The organism is Streptomyces sp. NPDC092952, from assembly GCF_044754785.1.
GTDB lineage: Bacteria > Actinomycetota > Actinomycetes > Streptomycetales > Streptomycetaceae > Streptomyces.
In genome coordinates this window covers 656,609-679,194 of sequence record NZ_JBIVPT010000001.1, presented here as the reverse complement: position 1 = coordinate 679,194, position 22,586 = coordinate 656,609, and the positions used below count along the sequence as shown (strand labels likewise).

The 22,586-nt window shown below is 71.7% G+C and carries 28 protein-coding genes and 2 pseudogenes; 16 read left to right on the top strand and 14 right to left on the bottom strand.

Annotated elements, in window-relative coordinates; genetic code table 11:
- Positions 1-208: 208 nt before the first annotated feature.
- The 5 genes from ACIQGQ_RS03170 to ACIQGQ_RS03150 all read left to right on the top strand — a co-directional run bounded on the left by ACIQGQ_RS03170 (position 209) and on the right by ACIQGQ_RS03150 (position 4,786).
- Entirely contained in the window at positions 209-1,489 is a 1,281-nt protein-coding gene (locus ACIQGQ_RS03170) for an outer membrane lipoprotein carrier protein LolA (RefSeq protein ID WP_402389908.1), read from the top strand.
- A gap of 131 nt (positions 1,490-1,620) precedes the next feature.
- Positions 1,621-2,586: an ATP-binding cassette domain-containing protein gene (locus tag ACIQGQ_RS03165; RefSeq protein ID WP_402389905.1), complete on the top strand. Its 966-nt coding sequence runs from the start codon at positions 1,621-1,623 to the stop codon at positions 2,584-2,586.
- Positions 2,573-3,478, top strand: a complete 906-nt coding sequence (locus ACIQGQ_RS03160; protein WP_402389903.1) for an ABC transporter permease — start codon at positions 2,573-2,575, stop codon at positions 3,476-3,478. The genes ACIQGQ_RS03165 and ACIQGQ_RS03160 overlap by 14 nt, the downstream gene beginning before the upstream one ends.
- A 208-nt stretch (positions 3,479-3,686) precedes the next feature.
- On the top strand, positions 3,687-4,280 hold the full coding sequence (locus tag ACIQGQ_RS03155; RefSeq protein ID WP_402389901.1) for a TetR/AcrR family transcriptional regulator: 594 nt from the start codon (positions 3,687-3,689) through the stop codon (positions 4,278-4,280).
- A 59-nt stretch (positions 4,281-4,339) separates the two neighbouring features.
- Positions 4,340-4,786 carry a hypothetical protein gene (locus ACIQGQ_RS03150; protein WP_402389898.1) on the top strand — a complete coding sequence of 149 codons (447 nt, stop codon included), beginning with the start codon at positions 4,340-4,342 and terminating at the stop codon, positions 4,784-4,786.
- A gap of 159 nt (positions 4,787-4,945) precedes the next feature.
- Here the strand turns inward: ACIQGQ_RS03150 and ACIQGQ_RS03145 are convergent, their stop codons facing one another.
- Positions 4,946-5,752, bottom strand: a complete 807-nt coding sequence (locus ACIQGQ_RS03145) for an HAD family hydrolase (protein ID WP_402389896.1) — start codon at positions 5,750-5,752, stop codon at positions 4,946-4,948.
- 167 nt (positions 5,753-5,919) lie between these two features.
- Between ACIQGQ_RS03145 and ACIQGQ_RS03140 the strand changes: the two genes are divergently transcribed.
- Positions 5,920-6,564: a dihydrofolate reductase family protein gene (locus ACIQGQ_RS03140; RefSeq protein WP_402389894.1), complete on the top strand. Its 645-nt coding sequence runs from the start codon at positions 5,920-5,922 to the stop codon at positions 6,562-6,564.
- Positions 6,565-6,655: 91 nt separating this feature from the next.
- Positions 6,656-7,183 carry an RICIN domain-containing protein gene (locus ACIQGQ_RS03135; RefSeq protein ID WP_402389892.1) on the top strand — a complete coding sequence of 176 codons (528 nt, stop codon included), beginning with the start codon at positions 6,656-6,658 and terminating at the stop codon, positions 7,181-7,183.
- Positions 7,184-7,237: 54 nt separating this feature from the next.
- Here the strand turns inward: ACIQGQ_RS03135 and ACIQGQ_RS03130 are convergent, their stop codons facing one another.
- The 4 genes from ACIQGQ_RS03130 to ACIQGQ_RS03115 all read right to left on the bottom strand — a co-directional run bounded on the left by ACIQGQ_RS03130 (position 7,238) and on the right by ACIQGQ_RS03115 (position 9,822).
- Positions 7,238-7,702, bottom strand: a complete 465-nt coding sequence (locus ACIQGQ_RS03130; RefSeq protein WP_402389889.1) for a pyridoxamine 5'-phosphate oxidase family protein — start codon at positions 7,700-7,702, stop codon at positions 7,238-7,240.
- 146 nt (positions 7,703-7,848) lie between these two features.
- A complete protein-coding gene (locus ACIQGQ_RS03125) occupies positions 7,849-8,337 on the bottom strand; it encodes an arsenate reductase ArsC (protein ID WP_402389886.1) in 489 nt (162 codons plus the stop codon).
- Positions 8,330-9,400, bottom strand: coding sequence for an ACR3 family arsenite efflux transporter (gene arsB, locus ACIQGQ_RS03120; RefSeq protein ID WP_402390308.1), 1,071 nt, complete (start codon positions 9,398-9,400; stop codon positions 8,330-8,332). Before arsB ends, ACIQGQ_RS03125 begins: the two co-directional genes overlap by 8 nt.
- A 32-nt stretch (positions 9,401-9,432) precedes the next feature.
- Positions 9,433-9,822, bottom strand: coding sequence for an ArsR/SmtB family transcription factor (locus ACIQGQ_RS03115; protein ID WP_402389884.1), 390 nt, complete (start codon positions 9,820-9,822; stop codon positions 9,433-9,435).
- Positions 9,823-9,918: 96 nt separating this feature from the next.
- On the opposite strand from ACIQGQ_RS03115, the gene arsM reads away from it, so the two are divergent.
- From arsM to ACIQGQ_RS03100, 3 genes are all read left to right on the top strand, one after another.
- The gene (gene arsM, locus ACIQGQ_RS03110) at positions 9,919-10,743 is read left to right on the top strand and encodes an arsenite methyltransferase (RefSeq protein WP_402389882.1); all 825 of its coding nucleotides are present in this window, start codon (positions 9,919-9,921) and stop codon (positions 10,741-10,743) included.
- Positions 10,744-10,870: 127 nt separating this feature from the next.
- Positions 10,871-11,524 carry an HAD-IA family hydrolase gene (locus tag ACIQGQ_RS03105; RefSeq protein WP_402389880.1) on the top strand — a complete coding sequence of 218 codons (654 nt, stop codon included), beginning with the start codon at positions 10,871-10,873 and terminating at the stop codon, positions 11,522-11,524.
- 86 nt (positions 11,525-11,610) lie between these two features.
- On the top strand, positions 11,611-12,123 hold the full coding sequence (locus ACIQGQ_RS03100; protein WP_402389877.1) for a DinB family protein: 513 nt from the start codon (positions 11,611-11,613) through the stop codon (positions 12,121-12,123).
- A gap of 91 nt (positions 12,124-12,214) precedes the next feature.
- Here ACIQGQ_RS03100 and ACIQGQ_RS03095 read toward each other — a convergent pair whose 3' ends face one another.
- The 4 genes from ACIQGQ_RS03095 to ACIQGQ_RS03080 form a co-directional block, all read right to left on the bottom strand.
- The gene (locus ACIQGQ_RS03095) at positions 12,215-13,009 is read right to left on the bottom strand and encodes an NAD-dependent epimerase/dehydratase family protein (RefSeq protein ID WP_402389874.1); all 795 of its coding nucleotides are present in this window, start codon (positions 13,007-13,009) and stop codon (positions 12,215-12,217) included.
- Between the two features lie 229 nt (positions 13,010-13,238).
- Entirely contained in the window at positions 13,239-13,454 is a 216-nt protein-coding gene (locus tag ACIQGQ_RS03090; protein ID WP_402389871.1) for a DUF397 domain-containing protein, read from the bottom strand.
- Between the two features lie 160 nt (positions 13,455-13,614).
- Positions 13,615-13,827, bottom strand: a complete 213-nt coding sequence (locus ACIQGQ_RS03085) for a DUF397 domain-containing protein (RefSeq protein WP_402389870.1) — start codon at positions 13,825-13,827, stop codon at positions 13,615-13,617.
- A complete protein-coding gene (locus ACIQGQ_RS03080; protein WP_402389868.1) occupies positions 13,824-14,666 on the bottom strand; it encodes a Scr1 family TA system antitoxin-like transcriptional regulator in 843 nt (280 codons plus the stop codon). Before ACIQGQ_RS03080 ends, ACIQGQ_RS03085 begins: the two co-directional genes overlap by 4 nt.
- Positions 14,667-14,782: 116 nt before the next feature.
- Here ACIQGQ_RS03080 and ACIQGQ_RS03075 point away from each other — a divergent pair, with 116 nt between their 5' ends.
- The 4 genes from ACIQGQ_RS03075 (at position 14,783) to ACIQGQ_RS03060 (ending at position 16,647) form a co-directional block, all read left to right on the top strand.
- Complete coding sequence (locus ACIQGQ_RS03075) at positions 14,783-15,040, top strand: hypothetical protein (protein WP_402390305.1); 258 nt, start codon at positions 14,783-14,785, stop codon at positions 15,038-15,040.
- Between the two features lie 44 nt (positions 15,041-15,084).
- Positions 15,085-15,444, top strand: coding sequence for a hypothetical protein (locus tag ACIQGQ_RS03070; protein WP_402389866.1), 360 nt, complete (start codon positions 15,085-15,087; stop codon positions 15,442-15,444).
- Positions 15,445-15,800: 356 nt separating this feature from the next.
- Positions 15,801-16,238 carry an SMI1/KNR4 family protein gene (locus ACIQGQ_RS03065; protein ID WP_402389863.1) on the top strand — a complete coding sequence of 146 codons (438 nt, stop codon included), beginning with the start codon at positions 15,801-15,803 and terminating at the stop codon, positions 16,236-16,238.
- Positions 16,239-16,482: 244 nt separating this feature from the next.
- On the top strand, positions 16,483-16,647 hold the full coding sequence (locus tag ACIQGQ_RS03060) for a hypothetical protein (RefSeq protein ID WP_402389860.1): 165 nt from the start codon (positions 16,483-16,485) through the stop codon (positions 16,645-16,647).
- Positions 16,648-16,746: 99 nt separating this feature from the next.
- Here ACIQGQ_RS03060 and tnpA read toward each other — a convergent pair.
- Positions 16,747-16,953: pseudogene (gene tnpA, locus ACIQGQ_RS03055) on the bottom strand (IS200/IS605 family transposase); the annotation flags it as partial.
- Between tnpA and ACIQGQ_RS03050 the strand changes: the two are divergent.
- Positions 16,932-17,690: pseudogene (locus ACIQGQ_RS03050) on the top strand (RNA-guided endonuclease TnpB family protein); the annotation flags it as partial. The pseudogenes tnpA and ACIQGQ_RS03050 sit on opposite strands and share 22 nt — an antisense overlap.
- Positions 17,691-17,705: 15 nt before the next feature.
- Here ACIQGQ_RS03050 and ACIQGQ_RS03045 read toward each other — a convergent pair.
- The 4 genes from ACIQGQ_RS03045 to ACIQGQ_RS03030 all read right to left on the bottom strand — a co-directional run bounded on the left by ACIQGQ_RS03045 (position 17,706) and on the right by ACIQGQ_RS03030 (position 22,078).
- Entirely contained in the window at positions 17,706-18,212 is a 507-nt protein-coding gene (locus ACIQGQ_RS03045) for a hypothetical protein (protein ID WP_402389858.1), read from the bottom strand.
- A gap of 145 nt (positions 18,213-18,357) precedes the next feature.
- Positions 18,358-20,013 (bottom strand): FAD-dependent monooxygenase, encoded by a 1,656-nt coding sequence (locus ACIQGQ_RS03040; protein WP_402389856.1) that lies wholly within the window; start codon positions 20,011-20,013, stop codon positions 18,358-18,360.
- A gap of 79 nt (positions 20,014-20,092) precedes the next feature.
- The gene (gene rarD, locus ACIQGQ_RS03035; RefSeq protein ID WP_402389853.1) at positions 20,093-21,097 is read right to left on the bottom strand and encodes an EamA family transporter RarD; all 1,005 of its coding nucleotides are present in this window, start codon (positions 21,095-21,097) and stop codon (positions 20,093-20,095) included.
- A gap of 120 nt (positions 21,098-21,217) precedes the next feature.
- Entirely contained in the window at positions 21,218-22,078 is an 861-nt protein-coding gene (locus ACIQGQ_RS03030) for an NmrA family NAD(P)-binding protein (RefSeq protein WP_402389850.1), read from the bottom strand.
- Positions 22,079-22,191: 113 nt separating this feature from the next.
- On the opposite strand from ACIQGQ_RS03030, the gene ACIQGQ_RS03025 reads away from it, so the two are divergent.
- Positions 22,192-22,581, top strand: coding sequence for a winged helix-turn-helix transcriptional regulator (locus ACIQGQ_RS03025; RefSeq protein ID WP_402389847.1), 390 nt, complete (start codon positions 22,192-22,194; stop codon positions 22,579-22,581).
- Positions 22,582-22,586 lie beyond the last annotated feature (5 nt).

Here is a 22,586-nt window from a genome sequence, read left to right as displayed (position 1 = left end):
ATCCCCGACGCGGTTCGCGGTACGGCCGGGCGCGGTGTCATACCGCAGAGGTAGGCGGAGTTGCTTCCGCGGGCTGACGTTCCGGGGCCGCCGATTTGGTCAGATGGAGAACAACCACTCCTGACCGGACCGGGTGAGAATGGCGGCGCGGAGTGGGCACGGAACGGGCAACCGGACGGAAGCCGCCGACCACGGAGGTAGGGCACAGATGGCACCGAACGACAGCACAACGACCGGAACCACGGCCGGCGGCAGCGTCGGACGCCGCAAGGCGGCGCGCTACATCGTCCCGGTCGCGGTGGCCGGGGTGGCCGCCGCGACGATCGGGCTCGTCCCGGCGCTCGCGAGCTCCGGCGACCCCGAACTGCCGAAGATCGGCGCGCAGGAACTCATCGAGAAGATCGCCGCCTCGGACACGCAGCGGCTCTCCGGCACGATGCGGATCAGCACGGACCTCGGCATCCCGTCGCTCGGCGGCCTGGCCGGCGCCTTCACCGGCGGCGAGGGCGGGCCGGGCGGCCGGGGCGGTGCGAGCGCCGACCCGAAGGACCGGATGACGGAGCTGGTGTCGGGCACGCACACGCTCCGGGTGGCCGCCGACGGCCCCGACAAGCAGCGGCTGTCCATCCTGGACGACGCCGCCGAGTACAGCCTGATCCGCAACGGCGACCAGGTCTGGGCGTACGACAGCAAGTCCGACACGGCCTACCACGCCACCGCGGACGGGGCCGGGAAGGACGCCGGGCACCGCTCCGGGAAGCGGTCCGTGCCCGAGGGCGTGCCCACCACCCCTAAGGCCCTGGCCGAGCAGGTGCTGGAGGCCGCCGGGCCGACCACGTCGGTGACGGTCGACGGCACCGCGCAGGTCGCCGGGCGCGACGCGTACCGGCTGGTGGTCAAGCCGAAGCAGAGCGGCTCCACGATCGGCTCGGCCACCATCGCGGTCGACGCGGAGAACGGCGTACCGCTCAAGTTCACCCTGCTGCCGAGCTCGGGCGGCAAGGCGATCGTCGACGCCGGGTTCACCAAGGTCGACTTCGCGAAGCCGGACGCCTCCCTGTTCACCTTCACCCCGGCCAAGGGCACCGAGGTGACCGAGGCCCAGGAGGACGAGGACGGCGGGAAGGCCGGCCGGTCCGACGGCACGAAGGGGCTGGAGGGCCTGGAGGGACTGGTCCCGGGCGCCGGGCAGCTCGGCGCGGGGGACCAGGGCGTGAAGGGGGCCCGGGTCATCGGCGAGGGCTGGAGCGCCGTCGCCGAGTTCAAGGTCCCGGGCGCCGCCGGACTCCCCGGCAAGGCGTCGGAGGAGGCCCCGGCCGAGGCCCGGCAGTTCCTGGACGCGCTGGGCGACAAGGTCAGCGGGAAGTTCGGCTCGGGCACCGTCTTCAAGACCCGCGTCGTCAACACCCTGATGACCGACGACGGCCGGGTCTACGTCGGCGCCGTCACCAAGGAGAAGCTGGTCGAGGTCGCGAACGGCGCCTCCTGACGGTACGGGCGCACCCCGCGCGCGCCCGTACCCGCGCACCGCGTGCCCACCACGCACCACGCACCGCCCGGCCGCCCCGTCGTACGCTCCGTACGGCGGGGCGGTCCCGTCCGACCCCTGGGGGAGTACGCATGACACAACCCGCGACGGCCGCCGCCCCCGGCCCCGTGATCGAGACCCGGGGCCTCACCAAGCGGTACCGGGGCGGCCAGCTCGCCGTCGACGGCCTGGACCTCACGGTCCCCGGCGGCAGCGTCTTCGGCTTCCTCGGCCCCAACGGCTCGGGCAAGACCACCACCATCCGGATGCTGATGGGCCTGATCACCCCGACCTCCGGCACCGCACGGCTCCTCGGCCAGCCGGTGCCGGACGCCGCCCGCACCGTGCTCCCGCAGGTCGGCACGTTGATCGAGGGCCCCGCCCCGTACGGCTTCCTCAGCGGCCGGGACAACCTCCTGCGGTACGACTCCGCCGACCCGACCGCCGATCCCCGCACCCGCCGGGCCCGGGTGGCCGAGGCCCTGGACCGGGTCGGCCTCGCCGCCGCGTCCGGCAAGAAGGCCAAGGCGTACTCGCTCGGCATGAAGCAGCGCCTCGGCCTCGCCGCCGCCCTGCTCCGGCCGCGCCGCCTGCTGGTCCTCGACGAACCGACCAACGGCCTGGACCCGCAGGGCATGCGGGAGATCCGCACCCTGGTCCGGGAGCTGGCGGCGGACGGCACCACGGTCTTCCTCTCCTCGCACCTCCTCGACGAGATCGAGCAGGTCTGCACGCACGCGGCGGTGATGGCCCGGGGCCGCCTCCTCACCCAGGGCCCGGTCGCCGAACTGGCGGCGGGCGCCCGGGGCCGGCTGGCCGTCACCACCCCCGACCCGGGCGACGCCGCCCGCGTCCTGGGGGAGCTGGGCGTCACCGGGATCACCGTCGACGGCGACCGGGTCGACGCCGAGGCCCCGCCGCCCGGCACCGAACTCGCCGACCTCAGCGCCGCCCTGGTCCACGCCGGCGTACGCCTGCGGTCCTTCGGGATCGAACGGGCCTCGCTGGAGGACGCCTTCGTCGCACTCACCGGAGAGGGTTTCGATGTCGCAGGCTGAAACCGCCCCTGCCCCCGCCTCCGTTGCCGGGCGGATGTCCCGCAATCCGCTGTGGACCTTCGGCCTCCTCCGCTCCGAGCTGTCCCTGACCCTCCGCCGCTGGCGCACCCTGGCCCTGCTCGGGCTGCTGGCCGCGGTGCCCGTGCTGATCGGCATCGCGGTACGGATCGAGACCGGCCACGGCTCCTCGCCCGGCCCGGACGGGGGCGGCGACGCGGCCGGACCGGCCTTCCTCTCCCAGGTCACCAACAACGGGCTCTTCCTGGTCTTCGCCGCCCTCGCCGTGACCCTCCCGATCTTCCTGCCGATGGCCGTCGGGGTCGTCGCGGGCGACGCGGTCGCGGGCGAGGCCGCCGCCGGAACGCTGCGCTACCTGCTGGTCGCCCCGGCCGGCCGGACCCGGCTGCTGCTGACGAAGTACGCCTCGGTGCTGGTGTTCTGCCTGCTCGCGACCCTGGTCGTGGCGGTGTCGGCCCTGGCCGTGGGCCTGCTGCTCTTCCCGGCCGGCGACGTCACCACCATCTCGGGCACCCGGATCGGCTTCGGCGAGGGCCTGCTGCGGGCCGGGCTGATCGCGGTCGTCGTCGCGGCCTCGCTGATCGGCTTCGCCGCCGTCGGCCTGTTCGTCTCGACGCTCACCGGCAGCGGCGTCGCCGCCATGGCCGCCACCGTCGGCCTGCTGATCACCGTGCAGATCGTCGACGGCATCCCGCAGCTGAGCGCGGTCCACCCCTACCTCTTCCCGCACTACTGGATGTCGTACGCGGACCTGCTGCGCGCCCCCGTCTACTGGGACGAGGTGGTCAGGAACCTCGGGCTCCAGGGGCTGTACGCGGCGGTGTTCGGCTCGGTGGCCTGGGCCCGGTTCACGACGAAGGACATCACCGCGTGAACGGCGGTGGAGGGTCGGGGCACCTGCCCGTCGCACCGTCGGCCGGGCGAGCCGTCCCCCGATCGGCTCGTCGCGGCACGAACGGCACGAACGGCGCGGGTCACCGGAACGACACGACACGGCACGTTCCGTTTCCGCCCCGATATTGTTCGACCTGTGACGACAGGCTGTCAACAAGGCCCTGTTCAAACACCCCTATGCTCACCGAATGATCACATCGCCGTTTTCAGAGCGCCGTAGCGAGCGATCACGGAGGGCCACGCTGACGGCGGCCCTCGAACTGTGCACGGAGAAGGGGTACGGCCGGGTCACCGTCGAGGCCATCGCGGCCCGGGCCGGTGTCAGCAAGAAGACGATCTACCGCTGGTGGCCGTCGAAGAGCGCGGTGCTCCTCGAAGCGTTCGCCGAGGGCCTGGTCGACACGATGACGTACCACGACACCGGGGACGTCGTCGCCGATCTCCGGGCCACGCTGGAGAGTGCTTCACGGCTGGTCTCCACCCCGCCGCTGGGCCCCGCGTTCGCCGGAATCCTCTCCGAGATGCACCACGACGAGGAACTGACCCGCACGGTACGCGGCAAGCTGCTCGACCCCCGCTTCGAAGAGGCGGTCGACCGGCTGCGGCGGGCCCAGGAACAGGGCCAGATACCGCCGGACGCCGATCTGCGGCTGGCGGTGGAGATGCTGATCGGGCCGCTGTACTTCCGCCATGTGCTGCGCAGGCCGATGCAGGACGAGAAGGAGATCGCCGCCCTGGTCGCGCATGTGCTCCGCTCGATCGGGGCGACGCCCACCCCCTGAACCGGGGCCCGTGCCACCGGTTCGGACGGATTGTCAGACCCGCGTGCCAGCATGCGGGCATGGGGATTTTCTACGACTACTTCAGCGCGCCGGACGACGCGGCCGCGCTGGACGCCTTCGAGCGCGGCATCGAGGAGTCCGGCCACCCGCTGCTCCCGGTCAAGGGGATCGAGCCGTACGTACAGCTGGGTCAGGCCGAGAGCGGGCTGACCGGCACGCCGTACGAGGACGTCAGGTCGCTCCCGCGCTTCAACCGGCTCCTCAGCTCCCCGGAGGACGACTCCCGCTGGCTGGTCACGCTCACCGACGAGCTGCGCGACGCGCTCACGGCGGCGAGACCCGGCGGCTTCGCGGCGGTGGCCGAGGCCTGGTCGGGGATCGAGGAGTTCGGGGGAGACGCCGAGCCCGAGGAGCTGGCCGGCTTCCTGGACGACCTGGCGGAGCTGGCCGAGACGGCACGGGCCCACCCCGAGCCGCACCGGCTCTACTGCGTCATGACGCTCTGACGGGCGCGCCCCGTGCCCCCGTCGTCCGCGCCTTCGCCGACCGCGCCCCCGTCGGTCCCGTTCCCGTGCCGCCGCCCGGGGGTGTCGTCGGGCCACTGCCGACCGCCGTCGCCCGGCGGTCGGCGGCGGTCCGACGGAACACGCCTCAGGGCCCGCCCGTCAGCCGTACAGCCGCTCCAGCACCTGCGCGACCCCGTCCCGGTCGTTCGACCCGGTCACCTCGTCCGCGGCGGCCCGCAGTTCCGGATGGGCGTCGGCCATGGCCACACCGTGCCCGGCGGTGCGGAACAGGGGCAGGTCGTTGGGCATGTCCCCGAACGCGATCGAGGCCCCGGGGTCCACGCCGAGGTACGCGGCGGCCAGCGCCAGCCCGGTGCCCTTGTCGACGCCGTACGGCTGGAGTTCGACCGTGCCGGGGCCGGAGAGGGTGACGGTGGCGAGTCCGCCGACGGTCGCGCGGGCCGCCGCGGCCAGCGCGTCGTCGGTGAGCTGCGGATGGCGCACGAGCACTTTCAGCACGGGCGCGGACCACAACTCGGCCCGCTTCTCGATCCGTTGGGCCGGGAGCCTCGGATGGGGCATCCGGAAACCCGGCTCGATCAGGGTCCGCCCCTCGGTCCCTTCCTGGTCCACGGCGGCGAAGACCGGCCCCACCTGGGCCTCGATCTTGGCGAGCGCCGTCTCGGCCGCCTCCCGGTCCAGGGTGAGTGCGTGCAGCAGCCGCCCGGACCCGGCGTCGTACAGCTGGGCCCCCTGCCCGCACACGGCGGGCCCCCGGTAGCCGAGCCCGTCCAGGAGTCCGCGTATCGCGGGCACCGGCCGCCCCGTCACCACGAGATGCCGGGCACCCGCGCGCGCGGCCAGCGCGAGCGCCGCCCGGGTCCGGAGGCTCACGGTGTCGTCGCTGCGCAGCAGGGTGCCGTCCAGATCGGTGGCGACGAGGGCGTACGCGGAAGGGCTGGCCATGGCGATAAGCGTAGGAGACCGCTCCGGTTATCGGTCCGGTGGCGCGGGCCGCACCACCGGACCCGATGAGTTCTCCGGCTCGGAACAGTCCTCACCTGCACGGAAGATCCACAGTCCGAACCGGTGCGGCAGACCTGCCGTACCGGGCCACACATGGGAAGAGAGATATGGGACAGCTGCTGAAGGTCCAGAACTTCTGCGTATCGAGCGACGGTTTCGGGGCGGGGGAGGGCCAGAGCCTGGAGACGCCCTTCGGGCACGCCGACCCCGGGGCCCTGGTCTCCTGGGCCGGGGCCACCGCGAGCTGGCCGAACCGGACCGACCCCGGCGGCAGCCGGGGCCTCGACGACTACCTCACCCGGGACTTCCACCACAACATCGGCGCGGAGATCATGGGCCGCCGCAAGTTCGGCCCCCAGGTGGGTCCTTGGCAGAACCACGACTGGCTCGGCTGGTGGGGCGAGACGCCCCCGTTCCACACCCCGGTGTTCGTGATGACGCACCACCCGCGCCCGTCGTTCACGCTCTCCGACACCACGTTCCACTTCGTCGACGACACCCCGGCCGCGGTGCTCGAACGGGCGAAGGAGGCGGCGCGGGGCAAGGACGTGCGCCTGGGCGGCGGGGCCACCATCATCCGGGCGTTCCTCGAAGCCGACCTGGTGGACACGTTGCACGTGGCGGTGTCGCCGGTGGAGCTCGGGGCCGGTTCGCGGCTCTGGGAGTCCCCGGACGAGCTGCGCGACCGCTTCCACGTGGACATCGTCCCCAGCCCGAGCGGGGTGACGCACCACCTGTTCTGGCGGAAGTGACCCGGCGCACGCGCCGCCCCGCGCCCCGTTCCGCGTCCCCCGGATCGCGTACCGGGGCGTGACCCGGGCCGGAGGCGTTCGTTCCTCCGGCATGAAGAAGATCCTGGCAGCCGCGGCGCTCGCCGTCCTGAGCCTCACCGCCACCGTGCCCACCCATGCGGCGACCCCCACCGCCGCCCCGGCCCCGGCCGCCCCCGTCCCGGGCGTCTACGTGATCCACAACGTGGCCTCCGAGCCGGGGTCCGGCCTGGGCATCGGCCCCGTTCCGCTGATCTATCCGCCGATCGACGTCCCGCTGCGGTACTTCGGCGGCCAGCTCGTCGAGAGGTGGACGGTGAAGGAGGTCGCCCCCGACCGGTACACGATCAGCGCGGGCCCGGCCCAGTTCGGCCATTACGCCTTCGTCCCGCGGGAGGACGCGGTCTTCCTCTCGGCCACGAAGAAGCCCGGCGAGTGGACCATCGAGCCCGCGGGCAACCGCAGGTTCACCATCGGGCTCCCCGGCGCCGACCGGATCGCCACGCTGGACCGGGACGACGTCCCGCAGGTCAAGCTGGACGGGCGCAGCGGATCGCCCACCCAGCTGTGGGAGTTCGACCGCGTCGACATCGACGACTGATCCGGCGCTCCGACGTGTGAGTGGGGAGCCCCGCCGCCCCGGGGGCGGAGCGCCCTACTCCACCCACACCCCGTCGCGCATGACGACCCGGCCGCGCAGCTCGGGCACGCCGTGCCAGGCGCGTACGGTCCGGGGCGCCACGCGCACGTACAGGTGGGGGGCCTCCTCCGTACGCGGGTCCCAGCCGAACTTCGCGGTGTACGCGTCCGCCGCCTCCCCCGGCACCTCCCGGTCCGAGAAGCACTCCGCCTCGCCCTGGAGGAGCACCACGTCCATGGTGTCCTGGAGCGCCAGCCGTACGCGGGGCTCCGCCCGGACGTTCCGCGCGGTCGCGGAGGCGGCGGTGGTGCACAACCAGACGGCCTGCCCGTCCCACAGGAACCACAGGGGCACCTGGTGCGGCCCGTGCTCGGGGTGCGCCGTCGACACCCAGATGTCGCGTTCACCGCCGAGCCGTTCCAGCGTGTCGCGCCTGCGTTCTTCCGTCCGGCGCCGGACGTTCCCGGTGGTCGTCTCCATGAACGCCGACCCTAGAGGCCGGGCCCCGTGGCGCACATGGGGCGCGGGCCCTACTCCCCGCGACCGATCCCGAGCTCCGCCCCGATGGACCGGGCGGCCTTCGTCCGGGGCCGCACGCTGGTCCACCACGGATTGCGGGACAGCCCTCAGGACGATTCTTCGGCCTGGGCGGCGCCGACGGCCGGTTGCCCGCCGACGGCCGGTTCCCCGCCGCCGGCCGGGGCGAGTTCGGCGATCAGCCCCTCCACCAGCTCCTTGATCCGGTCCCGGACGGCGCGGACGGTGTCGATGCCCTGGCCCGCCGGGTCGTCGAGCACCCAGTCCAGGTAGCGCTTGCCCGGGAAGACGGGGCAGGTGTCCCCGCAGCCCATCGTGACGACGGCGTCGGCGGCGCGGACGGCGCCGGTGGTCAGGACCTTGGGCACTTCGGCGGAGATGTCTACCCCGGCCTCGGCCATGGCGGCGACGGCGACCGGGTTGACGGCCCCGGCCGGTGCGGAGCCGGCGGAGCGGACCTCGATCCGGTCCCCGGCGAGGTGGCTGAGCCAGGCCGCGGCCATCTGCGAACGGCCCGCGTTGTGGACGCAGACGAACAGCACCGAGGGCTTCCGGTCGGTGGCGGGGGTCTCAGGCACGGACGGTTCCTTCGGGGGTGTCGGCCGGGAAGTACCGGCGGGCGGCGAGTGCGACATGGACCAGCCCGATGAGGACCGGTACTTCGATGAGCGGGCCGACCACTCCGGCGAGCGCCTGGCCCGACGAGGCGCCGAAGGTGGCGATGGCGACCGCGATGGCCAGCTCGAAGTTGTTGCCCGCCGCGGTGAACGCGAGGGTCGTGGCGCGCGGGTAGTCCAGGCCGACCAGGCGCCCCAGCGCCATGGAGCCCGTCCACATGACCGCGAAGTACACCAGCAGCGGCAGCGCGATCCGGGCCACGTCGAGCGGCCGGGAGGTGATGGCGTCGCCCTGGAGCGCGAAGAGCACCACGATGGTGAACAGCAGCCCGTACAGGGCGAACGGCCCGATCCGGGGGACCAGCTTCGACTCGTACCAGCTACGGCCCCGGGCGCGTTCGCCCAGGCGGCGGGTGAGGAACCCGGCGAGCAGCGGGATGCCGAGGAAGATCAGTACGGAGCGGGCGATCTCCCACACCGACACGTCCAGCACGGTCTGCTCCAGCCCGAGCCATCCCGGCAGGACGGACAGGTAGAACCAGCCGAGACCGGCGAAGGCGAGGACCTGGAAGACGCTGTTGAGCGCGACCAGCACGGCGGCGGCCTCCCGGTCCCCGCACGCCAGGTCGTTCCAGATGATGACCATGGCGATGCAGCGGGCGAGGCCCACGACGATCAGCCCGGTCCGGTACTCGGGCAGATCCGGCAGGAGGAGCCAGGCCAGCGCGAACATCAGCGCCGGGCCGACGATCCAGTTCAGCAGCAGCGAGGGCAGCAGCAGGCGCCGGTCGCGCGTGACGGTGCCCAGCCGGTCGTAGCGGACCTTCGCGAGCACGGGGTACATCATCACCAGCAGGCCGAGCGCGATCGGCAGCGAGACGCCCGTGACGGTCACCTTCGCGAGCGCGTCGCCCAGCCCCGGCACCAGCCGCCCCAGCCCGAGCCCCGCCCCCATCGCCACCAGGATCCACACCGCGAGGAACCGGTCGACGAACGACAGCCGACCCGCGACCTGCCCCGACACGGGCACCGACGCCGATGCCGTCTCCGTCCCGGTCACGAGGCGTCCGCCGCGGTCTCGTCCGGCCGGGCCAGTACGGCGGCGAGCCGGTCGGTGGTCTCGGGGACGAGCCGGTAGTAGACCCAGGTGCCCCGCCGCTCGGAGGCGATCAGCCTGGCCTGCTTCAGCAGTTTCAGGTGGTGGGAGACGGTCGGCTGCGACAGGTCGAAGGCCGGGGTCAGGTCGCAGACGCAGATCTCCCCGCCGGCCCGTGAGGCGATCATCGACAGCAGTCGCAGCCGGACCGGGTCGCCGAGCGCCTTGAACACCTTCGCCAGCTCGGTGGCCCGGTCCTCGTCCATGGGCGCGGTCAGCAGCGTCGGACAGCAGCCCTCGGAGCCCGCTCCCTCGTCCTGGCCGAGCACGACCCATTCTTGTTTCGACATTCTTCTATGTTGACGAACTTCGATCCAGAGCGCAAGGTTGCATCGATGAACGTCAATGCAGTGGGTGTGTCCCGTGCGACGAACCGAGGAGTGGCCATGACCGACCCCATCGAACTGCGTGAGACCGTCCGCCGCCGTTACGCGGCCTCCGCGCTCCAGGTCACCGAGGGTGCCGGGGGCGCCGAGGGCGTCGGCGCGGGCTGTTGCGGCGCCGAGCCGGTGGAGATCGACGAGAACTTCGGTTCGGTCCTGTACGCCGACGACGAGCGCGGCGCGTTGCCCACCGAGGCCGTCGCCGCCTCCCTCGGCTGCGGCAACCCCACCGCCGTCGCCGATCTCCGCGAGGGCGAGCGGGTCCTGGACCTCGGGTCCGGCGGCGGTATCGACGTCCTGCTGTCCGCCCGCCGCGTCGGCCCCACCGGCAAGGCGTACGGGCTCGACATGACCGAGGAGATGCTGGCGCTGGCCCTCGCCAACGCGGCGAAGGCGGGCGCGCGGAACGTCGAATTCCTCAAGGGCACGATCGAGGCGGTCCCGCTTCCGGCGGCCACGATCGACGTCGTCATCTCCAACTGCGTGATCAATCTGTCCACCGACAAGCCGGCCGTGTTCGCCGAGATCTTCCGCGTTCTGCGGCCGGGCGGCCGGGTCGGCGTCTCCGACGTCGTCGCCGACGACGCCCTCACCCCCGCCCAGCGGGCCGAGCGCGGTGATTACGTGGGCTGCATCGCCGGGGCCCTCTCGTTCGCCGAGTACCGGTCCGGTCTGGCGGCCGCCGGGTTCACGGACATCGAGATCGTGCCCACCCACGCGGTGGCCGACGGCATGCACGCGGCGATCGTCCGCGCCACCAAGCCGTCCACGGCGCCCGCGCCCGCTCCGGCGGCGGCCGCCGCCGGAGCCGGGGGCTGCTGCGGCTGAGGCGCCTCCTCGGAACGTCGCGGCCCGCCCGTTGACCCTGCCCTTGGGGGAAGGCCGAGGGTGGCTCCATGGATCGCGTCGGCGAGCGGCCGTGCTCGTCGACGCGACGGACGGAGGGGGAGGCCGCATGACGGAGGCCTGCGTCATTCTCGACATCGGCGGCGTACTGGAGATCACGCCGGAGACGGGGTGGCTGGAGCGCTGGGAGGAACGGCTGGGGTGGCCGCCCGGCACGGTGCACGCGCGGCTGGGGGAGGTGTGGCGGGCCGGAAGCGTCGGACGCGTCGGTGAACGCGAGGTCCACGAGCAGGTGGCCGTACGCCTGGGGCTCGACGCCTCCCAACTCGAAGCCTTCATAGCCGACTTGTGGACGGAGTACCTGGGGACGCCCAACGAGGAACTCATCGCCTACGTACGGGGGCTGCGCGGACGGTGCCGGCTGGGCATCCTGAGCAACAGCTTTGTCGGCGCGCGGGAGCGGGAGGAGACGGCGTACCGCTTCGGTGAACTGGTCGAACGGATCGTGTACTCGCACGAGCTCGGGATCGGGAAGCCGGACCCGCGCGCCTTCGAAGCCGCGTGCGCCGCCCTGGAAGTACGGCCGGAGGACTGCCTGTTCATCGACGACGTCGCGGCGAACGTCGAGGCCGCCGAGGCGACGGGCATGCAGGCGCACCTGTTCGAGGACAACGCCCGGACGATCGCCCGCATCGAGGCCCATCTGACCGCCCGGTCCCGGGCCGGGGCGTGCCTTCCCGGGGGCGCTCGGAGAAGAATGTGACGATCGACCGGTGAAGTGTCACACCTTTTCCAGGGGGTACGGGTCCTGCCCGCGGGCGGGCTTCGGGAGCTGGCGATAATCGACCGATGAGCGCCATCGACCGACCCATGCCGCCCCTGAACGCCGACGAGCGCACGACGCTCGAAGGCTGGCTCGACTTCCACCGCACCACCCTGGCCATGAAGTGCGAGGGACTGGACGACGAACAGGCCGCGACGGCCTCCGTACCACCGTCCGGCTTCACGCTGACCGGCCTGGTCCAGCACATGGCGGAGGTCGAACGGAACTGGTTCCGCCGCGTCTTCGCCGGCGAGCAGGCCCCGCCCATCCATGACCCGCAGGCCGACCCGAACAGCCCCGACGGCGGCTTCGACGTGGCCGCCGGCGCCACCCTGGACGCCGCCCTCACCACCTGGCACGCGGAGATCGCCCGCGCCCGCGAGCACTGCGCCGGGCGCCCGCTGACCGACACGGGCCGCTTCATGGGGCAGGAGGTCAGCCTCCGCTGGATCTACGTCCACATGATCGAGGAGTACGCCCGCCACAACGGGCACGCCGACCTGGTCCGCGAACGCGTCGACGGCGCCACCGGCGTGTAGCCGAACCGGGCCGACGTCCCTTCGGGGCGGAGGAGGACCACGGCGATCGGAACCGGTGGCCGGCCTGCCCGGCCACCGCGTTCAACCGACTTCACACATGCCGAAGCGTGTACTCCGCATCGGCATAGGCGCCGCCCTGCAGGCTGCTCGCCGCGTCCCCGCCCGGTGGGAGACCCGGCGCATGCGCTTCCGCGTCGTCCATGGGCACGTATCCCAAGGCCGCTCCGGCTTCGATGTCCCAGAACCGGCGGGCATTGGCGGAAACGGCATAGACGGTCTCGAAGTGGACGTCGCGGGCGAGGAGGGCCGCACGAATGAAACCGAGGCAGTCGCGGGGGCTCAGCCACGTCGCCAGGTGACGGTGCTCGGTTGGTACGTCCTCGAAGCTTCCGATGCGCAGACACACCACGGACAGGCCGAACTTGTCCGCATACAGGCGTCCCAGGGCCTCGACCGCGACCTTGCTCACCCCATAGAGGCCATCCGGTCGTGGAGGCATCTCGGCAGTCACTGTCTGCGACGCCGGATAGAAGCCGGTGAGACGGTTGCTGCTGGCGAGCAGCACCCGCCCGACCCCTTGCCGCCGTGCCCCCTCCAGCACGTTGTGCGTCCCCAGAACGTTGCCGTCCAGCAGGTCCGGCAAGGGCGCCTCATCCGGGACCCCGCCCAGATGCACCACCGCGTCGGCGCCCGCCAAAGCCGCCGTCACCGCCTCGGCGTCACGCAGGTCGAACTGCCGCACCTCCTCGACCGCGTCCTGCACGGCGAGACCAACACGGTCGACAAGCACCAGGCGCTCGACGTCACCGCGCAAGCCGACCCGCACCGCCGACCCAACTCGCCCGGCCGCACCGGTGATTACCACAGTCCCAAGACTTTTTCCCATACGGCCACTCTGCCGCACCCCACCGTCAGCCCGACCACGAAAACCCGCATCAGCCTGTCCGCCTCTCAGGTCCACCGCATGGCCTCCAGCACCCCCGAACGACTGCCGTTGCAGGTCATGGCGGCACTCTGCGCCACTTGCGTCCGCCCGGTAGAAAACACGGAGAGCAACGATCACGCTGATCTGCCGGGCATCGTGGCGACCGCTGAATCCGAGAGCCCGCCAGTACCTAGGCCGGGCCCCCGCCGAAGCCTCCGCTCTTGACCCCTGTGACGAAGGTGGTGAAGGCGGTGGGGGTGGTGCGGAGTACGGGTCCGTGCGGGTTCTTGGAGTCGCGTACGGGGACGATGCCGTGCGGGGCGGCGAGGTTGGTGGCGACCTCGACGCAGTCGCCGCCGTTGTTGCTGTAGGAGGACTTGGTCCAGCGGGGAGCTTTGACCGTCATGGGAACCCTTTCGTGACTGCCCGGGGGAACGCGAAAGCCATGCCGCGTTCCAGGTGCCCTTCGGGGTGAGGGGGTAAACAGGTGGGGCCGGAAAGCGCGAAGCCCCACCGTGGGCTGCACGGTGGGGCCTTGCGGACGAGAGGTGCGGGATGCCCGTTGGTCAGGCGGCTCCGAAGTCTCCGCTCTTGACACCTGCGACGAAGGTCGCGAATGCGGTGGAAGAGGCGTGCAGCACGGGTCCACCCGGGTTCTTGGAGTCGCGTACGGGGACGATGCCGGTGGTGGGCACCTGGGCCGGGGCCCACTCGACGCAGGAACCGCCACTACCGCTGTACGAGGACTTGGTCCAGAGGGGAGAGGGGGTATCGGTCATCGCGGGGTGCCCTTTCGTGCCTCGTCGAACATGGCCACGGAGGCCGCCTGGGAGAGCGACTCGGCCTGAAGCTGATGGTAGTACCTCACCAACGGCAGCACAGACGTCAATTCCCTGTCCAAGTACCCGTTGGTCTCGGACTCCACGTAGGACATCACCGAGCGGTCGGGCATGGTCAGCAGGTTCACCAGTCGGTTGAACGGACGGCGCTCGCCCATGGTGAAGGAGGCCACCTGGATCACGGTGTTCGGCCGCTCGGCGAACTCGATCAGATGGGCCATCTGACGCTCCATGGCAGCGGGGCTGCCGATCACGCGACGGATACAGCTCTCATCCAGCACCACGATCAGGATCGGCGGATTGCGGCGAGCCAGGATCGCCTGTCGGTCCAACAGCGCCTCGACTCGCTCAGCGGCCTGGTCTGGGGTGATCGTGCCCCGCCGAACGTGGCCTTCCTCGATGGCCGTTGCGTACTCCGGCGTCTGAAGCAGCCCCGGCACCACGCCGATGTCGAACATCCGGATTTCGGCCGCACGGTTCTCCTGGCCGACGTACTCCGGGAAGCCCTCCAGCAGACTGCCGTTCCGCAGCTCTGTCCACGCGCGTTCGAACGATTCGGCGGTACTGGTGAATCCGAAGACAGTATCCATGCTCCGCGAGAACGGGAGCGTTGGCGGTTTGCGGCCAGTTTCGACGGCAGAGACGTGCCTGCCCGAGTAGCCACCCAGGCCGGCGAGTTCATCCTGCGTCCAGCCGCGCGACTCGCGCGAACTGCGTAACCGGGCTCCGTAGGCCGCCCTCGGGCTTGCTTCCGGGTTCAACGGCTTGATGTTGACCAACGTGCCCTCCCATTCCGGAACGTTGAAGACGGCCCGACTCTAGGCCACTCTGAAGCCTCTTGGTAGTGGGACAACTACGGAGCGGAGTTGACGTGTGTGAGAACGCGGGTGTTCCGATCGGCCAGGGGCCCTCGGAGGGGACTTCGGGTGAGCCGGAAGTTCCGCCCCCTGGTGCCTTGTTCCGGGATGAGGGGCGTGGGGGTCGGGTGGGGGAGTTTCGTGGGGTGGTGGGGCCGTACTGGTCGTTGCGGCCGGTGGGTGGTGGGGTGGAGTGGGAGGCGGAGCCGGGGTGGGTGCGGGCGTTGACTCCGGCGGAGCGGTTGAGTGTGGAGAACGCGTTGCGGAATCTGCGGAGCAGCAGGGGTGGTGTGTGAACAGGCCCGGGAGGCAGCGGGGTTACCGGTGCGAGGTGTTGGCGGTGGAGTTCTTCGGGGACTCCGGGCGGATGGCGCGGTATGTGCTGGGGAGGTTCGAGACGATCTCGCCGGTGTTGGCGGTGCGGTGGCTGGGTGGTCAGGCGTTGTGGATCGCGGACCGGCTCGACAATGACCCCGAGGACGGTCCGCGTCTGGACCTGGAGGGGACGGCGTGGGCGCAGCACCTGCGGCGGCCCCGGCCGGCCGGTGGTGCGCCGAACCGTCCGGCCGAGCTGCGTGAGTGGTACGCGGACCGGAAGGGGCAGCGTGAGGCGCAGGCGCATCTCAGGGGCGGCAGTCCGCTCCTGGTCGTCGTCCCGGACACCGACCTGACGTACACCCTCTCCGCCCACCCGAGATGAGCAGCCGGCGCGCGGATCACGGAGGCCGTGCGGGCGAAACCCGAACCCCACGGCCTCCGATGACTGCATGAACGCGACGCCGCCCGCGAGCTGCGTGAGGAGACCGGAGTCGAGGTCGATCCCCGCCATCTGCGGTTTGGGTCTGTCCGGCGGATCCTGTCGTGATCGTGAATCCTGGCGCTCCCGACGACACCGAAGCGGGGCCGGTCGCTCCAGGTCCTGGCCGGCAACCCTGGAACGTACGAAGATCACTCGGTGACTGACGACGAACTGTTCGAAGCCGTCCGCGCCCGCGTGAAGGCGGGCCGCCCACTGATGATTGCGAATCCACTCCGGCCGCACCCGCACCCGCTTCGTTGGTTGAGGTTGAGGACGCCGAGCGCGCAATCGGTTTCCGGCTACCGCCGCTGGTCCGGCGCCTCTACCTGGAGATCGCTGACGGCGGCATCGGTCCATTCCTCGGCTTCTCACCCCTGCACGATGAGGAGGTGGGCATGGTCAACATCTATCTCGGCCGTCTGAACGCCGAGCCGGACCCGGAAGATCCGCCCGCCCCACCGCCAGGCGTGCTGTTCCTCTGTGACTTCGGATGTGCGATGTGGGCACTGCTCGACTGTCGCCATCCCGAAGGGCAGATGTGGTGGTGGGAAGAAGGCGACCGTCACAAGCTTGACCTGACCTTCCCTCAGTGGATCCAGGCATGGCTTGAGGGAGACCTCACCCACGACTACATGGAGGCCCGGCAACTGCTGGACGAATCCTGGGTCGGATCGTGGGCCGACGAGCAACCCTAGGGTGGTTACGGGCGAAGCCGGAGCCGGAGTGCCGTGGCGGTCACGGTGCCATGGAAGACGTAAGCGCGCTTGTCGTATCGCGTGGCCACTGCCCGGAGCCCTTGAGGGCATTGAACGTCCGGTCGGATGCGGGGCCGGGGGCGTCCACCCCGAGACGGCAGGCAGTGGCTATGAGCGGCTGCCGGGCTGTCGCGTCCCGGAGCGTCGGTTACTCCACTTGTTGGGGCTGGAGTTGGGGCATCGCGTGGACAACCCGGCACGATGCCGGGTCGACCACGCGGCGGGGTTCGCGGTGGAGGGGCTGCAACGTCGGAAGCTCGCCTACGACGGTGTCCGGTACGACGTCGAGCTGCACGCCCGGCTGGTCATCGATCCGGAACCCGCGGACGGAGAGCGTGTGCGGGCGTAGTGCCCTGGAAACGGCGCGGGCTACCGGGACTCATCGCGGTGCTCCCCCGCTTGCGGGGGGAAAGCGATTCTGAGTGCTGCTCTGACCCGCAGGCTGGGGCGGACGGTTCTGCTGCTCGATGTACTGACGGACGATCGACAGCGGCGCGCCGCCGACTGGTCCGGCGAAGTGGGAACCGGACCACAGCCGCTGAGCCTGCCACTAGTGCCGGACGAGGTCGGGAAACTCCTGGCGGAGCCTGCGGGAGCCGACGCCTTTCAGCGAGTTGACCAGCTTGGACAGGGCCACCTTCGGCGGGAAGTTCAAAGGATGCGGCCGGCAGGTACTTCGCGTCCTTCGTCGTCGAGACCGACCCCGAGACGCTGCCTGACGTGGAGCCGGTCGTCGGCATCGACCTCGGTCTCGGGCACTTCGCCGTCCTTTCCGACGGCACGAAGACCGACGCCCCGCGCTTCCTGCGCCGGGCCGAGAAGAAGCTCAAGCGCGAACAGAAGCGCCTGAGCCGCAAGGCCAAGGGAAGCAACAACAGGACCAAGGCACGCGTCAAGGTCGCCCGTGCTCACGCGCAGGTCGCCGACGCACGGCGCGAGTTCCACCACCAGCTCTCCACACGGATCATTCGCGAGAACCAAGCGATTGCCGTGGAGGACCTGGCGGTCAAGGGACTCGCCCGTAGACGCCTGGCCAAGTCCGTCCACGACGCCGGATGGTCTGCGTTCGTCGCGATGCTGGAGTACAAGGCCGCGAAGTTCGGCCGGTCCTTCCACCGCATCGGGCGGTTCGAGCCGACCTCGCAGGTCTGCTGCGTGTGCGGCGTCAAGGACGGGCCCAAGCCCCTCCACGTCCGCATGTGGCAGTGCGGGGCGTGCGGGTCCGTCCTCGATCGCGACATCAACGCGGCGGTCAACGTCGCCAGGGCCGCCGAACTGGCGGTGTCAGCCTGTCGAGCGCAGGTGAGACCGGTCCCCGTACCGGCACAGCGCGGTGAAGCAGGAACCCACCGAGACGGTCAGCCGACCGTGGTAGGAATCCCCGGGCCTTAGCCCGGGGAGCGGAAGTCAATTGCGGCGCAGCGCGTCGCGTACGGCCGTGGGGCCCGTGCCTCCCGGGGAGGGGATGTTGACCGCCTGGTCGACGAGCCATGCGCCCGCCTCGCCGGGGACGAGTCGCAGCGCGGTGTGCGCGACCCGGCCCGGTCCTTCGTCGACGGTCACCCGGAGCCCGATCCCCGCCGGGTGGTCGCCGAACGCCTCGACGTCGAATGCCGTGCCGGTGCTCATCCGGGCGTCCCGGTGATCGCCGATCCCGGGCGCTCCGATGATCTCGACGCATTCGTCGAGCGTCTTCGCGTCCATCCTGCGCCGCAGGCGTTCGGTCATGCCCTCGCAGACCGCCCTCCAGTCCTGGTGCAGCGAGGCACGCTGGTAGGCCCGCGCCGCCTCGACCGCGGCCGCCGTGGACGCGGTCGTCTCGACGGCGTCGCCGCTGCTACCGCCGCAACCGGTCAGTGGCAGCACCGCCGCTGCCACCAGCAGTCCGGCGGCGCGTCCGGATCCCGCAGCCACGTCCTGTCCCCCCAACTCTTCGACCTCGGAAGGAGGATTACAGCACGAGGCGCGATACGCCGGATTCCGATCGGTACCCGTTGGCGCCCGGCCGGTCCTCGGCGCGGAGCCGCAGGCGGTGTACCCCCTCCGACGCGCCGCTCGCTCAGCGCGGTGCGGGGGCGCCGGTCGTGCGGGAGAGATAGGCGATGACCGTGTGGGGCTCGGTGGCCGGGGCGATCAGGGCCACGTGGTTGTCCGGGCGGATCAGGACGAGCGTTCCGGTCGGCGCGGGCGGGGTGAGGCCGTAGGCGGTGCGGGCGTGGCCGGCGTCGTCGACGAGGCCGCGTGCGGCGTCCGTCTCCGCACCGTCCGTTTCCGCGTCGGTGCCGGACCCGTCCCCGTACGGGCCCGCGTCCACGCCGTACGCGTGCACGGCCGGGCCGTACGCCGCCTCCGTCGCCCGGAGCGCCTCGGCCGTGTCGGGGCCGAAGCCGAGCAGGGTGAAGTGCGGGCCTGCGAAGGCGTCGAACAGGCGGATCGGCGCGCCGGTCGCGGCGGAGCGGCAGGGTGCGTCCGGGGCCCGGTCGCCCGGCCGCAGCCGGGGTGTGGAACCCGGGCCCGCGAGCGACGACCACGGGTAGCCGACGCCCAGGCCGGTCGTGTCGCCGGAGACCGCCGTGTCCAGGCCGCCGCCCGGTCGGCGGATCGCCTCCAGGGTCGCCCGGAGCCGGTCCGCCGTGATGTCCAGGGTCCAGGCGGCCACCGGCAGCCGCTCCTCCTCGTACGTGTCCAGCAGACGCGGGTCCGCCGGACCGGCGGCCACCCGCGCGAGCTTCCAGCCCAGGTTGAACGCGTCCTGGATGCCCGTGTTCATGCCCAGCCCGCCCGCGACGGAGTGGACGTGCGCGGCGTCCCCGGCGAGCAGGACGCGGCCCACCCGGTAACGGTCCGCCATCCGCTCGTTGACCCGGTACGTGGACAGCAGCGTGGCCCCGGTCAGACGGTCGGCCGGGAGGCGGGTGTGCTTGGCGAACAGCCGCCGGAAACTCTCCAGGGACGGCGGCACGGGCGCACCCGCCGCGTCCCGCTCCGGGCCCGCCTGGAACCACCAGCCCGCCCGCGTGCCCGGGATCGGGCACAGCATCACGGCGCCGTCCTCGTCGAACCACTGGTGCCAGATGGACCGGTCCAGACCCTCCACCTCCACGTCCCCGCAGACCATCGACTGCTCCGGCGCGGTCTTGCCCCCGAACGGGACCCCGAGCAGCTTGCGCACCCGGCTGTGGGCGCCGTCGCAGCCCACCACGTACCGGGCGTCGATGCTCCGGCCGTCCGCCAGTGCGACCGTCACCAGGTCGTCCGCCTCCGCCAGCCCGACCGCCTCCGCTCCCAGCTCCACCCGCACACCGAATTCCGCGAGGCGCTCCCGGAGGATCTCCTCCAGCTGCCACTGGGCGATCAGCCGGCCATGGGCGTACGGGGCATCGGGCGTCGGGTGCAGCGACGCGGCCGGATCGGCATCGGCGACCGGCAGCCCGTCCCGGTACTTCCGCATCGGCAACGGCGCCGAACCCGCCGCCAGCACCCGGTCGGCGACCCCCAGATCCGCCAGCACCTCCAAGGACCGGGGATTCGGGCCCTTCGCCCGGGAACTGCGCGGGAATCCGGGCGAGCGGTCGATGATCCGCACGCCCACCGAGCGGCGGGCCAGGTCGCAGGCCAGGGTCAGACCGGTCGGACCCGAACCGACGATCAGTACGGGGACGGGTGGCGCAGGTGCGGTGGCGGGGGCAGGGGACGAAGGTACGGCGGCGGGCATGCGGGCTCCTCGGTCGCGGTTCCGTGGACGACCAGAGAACCGCAACCGAGTTAAAAATGCAACCGGGTAACGTTATGGATCAGGGGTGGGGGGAAGGGCTCGGTTCCTCGGCCGCCGGGCGGGGCGCCGGGGCGGCGGAGGTGCGGGGGAGTGCGCCCTCCCGGGCCGCCGCCTCCCGCGCCGCGCGCGCCCGCACCCGGTTCCGTCGCGCCGTTCGGAACGCGTCCCAGGTCAGCACGGTCAGCGCCAGCCACACCAGGCCGAACCCGGCCCACCGCGCCGGCGGCATCGCCTCGTGGAAGTAGACGACACCGAGGATGAACTGGAAGACCGGCGCCAGATACTGCAACAGCCCCAGGGTGGAGAGCGGCACCCGGATCGCCGCCGCCCCGAACAGGATGAGCGGAACGGCCGTGACGAGCCCCGCCGACGCCAGCAGCGCCGAGTGGCCGAGCCCCTCGGAGGCGAAGGACGACTCGCCCCGGGCGCCCAGCCACAGCAGATAGCCGAGCGCCGGCAGGAACATCACGGCGGTCTCGGCGGTGAGCGACTCCAGGCCGCCCATGTTGACCTTCTTCTTCATCAGGCCGTAGGTCGCGAAGGAGAACGCCAGGGTCAGCGAGATCCACGGCGGACGCCCGTAGCCGATCGCCAGCACCAGCACCGCCGCGAGACCCGTGCCGACCGCCACCCACTGCACGGGGCGCAGCCGCTCGCCGAGGAAGAGGACGCCCATGGCGATGGTGACCAGCGGGTTGATGAAGTAGCCGAGCGACGCCTCCACCACGTGGCCGTTGTTCACCGACCAGATGTACAGGCCCCAGTTGATGGTGATGGTGACGGCGGCCACCGTGAGCAGACCGAGCTTGCCCGGCTGCCGCACCAGCTCGCCGATCCACGACCAGCGGCGCAGTGCCAGCAGCGCGAGGAGGACGAAGCCGAGGGACCAGGTCATGCGATGGGCGAGGATCTCGATGGATCCGGCGGGCTTCAGCAGCGGCCAGAAGAGCGGGACGAGCCCCCACATGGCGTAGGCGCTGAAGCCGGACAGGAGACCCGCCCGCTGTTCGTCGATCCCCTTCACGGGCCCTCCAGGCGTATCTGTTCCACCGCACGAAGGTAGCGCCGGGAAGGGCCCGGTGTCATACCCGTATCGGGATACGGTCATGACACGCGGGGTTCCTGGGGAGCGGGGGAACGGGTGTTACGCGCGGGCCACCGCGGCCGCCACCGTCTCGGCGAGCGGGGTCGTCGGGCGGCCGATCAGCCGGGCCAGGTCGCCGCTGGTGGTGGCGAGCCGGCCGCGCTCGATCGCCTCGTCCACGTCGACGAGGATCGACGCGAAGAACTCCGGGACCCCGGCGCCGGTCAGGATCTCCTGGTGCGTGGCGGCCGGGACGTTCCGGTACGCGATCTCCCGGCCGGTGGCGGCGGAGACGGCCGCCGCGTACTCGGCGAGCGACCAGGCGACGTCGCCGCTCAGCTCGTAGGCCGCGTTGAGGTGGCCCTCGCCGGTCAGCACGGCGGCGGCCGCGGCGGCGTAGTCGGCCCGGGTGGCGGAGGCGATCCGCCCGTCACCGGCGTTGGCGACGACGGCGCCGTGGGCCAGGACCGGGCCCAGGTTGGCCGTGTAGTTCTCGGTGTACCAGCCGTTGCGCAGGAAGGTGTACGGCAGGCCGGAGTCGAGGATCAGCCGCTCGGTGGCCTTGTGCTCGTCGGCCAGGCGGAAGTCGGCCTCGGGGCCGCCCAGGATGCCGGTGTACGCGAACTGGGCCACGCCCGCCGCCACGGCCGCGTCGATCACCGCCGCGTGCTGCGGCACCCGCTTGCCGACCGCGCTGCCGGAGATCAGCAGGACCCGGTCGCCGGCCCGGAAGACGCCCTTGAGCGACTCCGGGCGGTCGTAGTCCGCGACCCGGACCTCCACGCCCCGGGCGGCCAGCGGGGCCGCCTTCTCCTCGTCACGGACGACGGCGACGACCTCGCCCGCGTCCACGGTGGTCAGCAGCTCCTCGACGACCAGACGGCCGAGTTCTCCGGTGGCTCCGGCGACGACGATGCTCATGGGTGGTTCCTCCTGGGGGGTACGCGGCCCGGATCGATCCACCGGCCCGCATGGCTCACCGTAGGACGGGTGCTCACTATTCGTAAGTACCCACTCCTAAGTAAGGTACTGGTGTGAACGTAAGCGACCTGGGTCCGCGCCCGACCGTGAACCAGCCGTTGTGTCCGGCCCGGCCGGTGCTCGAACACGTCACCAGCCGCTGGGGTGTGCTGGTCCTGATAGCCCTGGTGGAGCGCTCGTACCGGTTCAGCGAGCTGCGCCGGGAGGTGGGCGGGGTCAGCGAGAAGATGCTGGCCCAGACCCTCCAGACGCTGGAACGGGACGGTTTCGTGCACCGGGACGCCAAGCCGGTGATCCCGCCGCGTGTCGACTACACGCTCACCCCCCTGGGCCGGGAGGCCGCCGAACAGGTGTGGGCGCTGGCCTGCTGGGCCGACCGCAGCGTCGAAGCGGTGCACGCCGCGCGCGCCGCGTACGACGAGCGCAGGGCGCGGGCCTCGTAGGACCG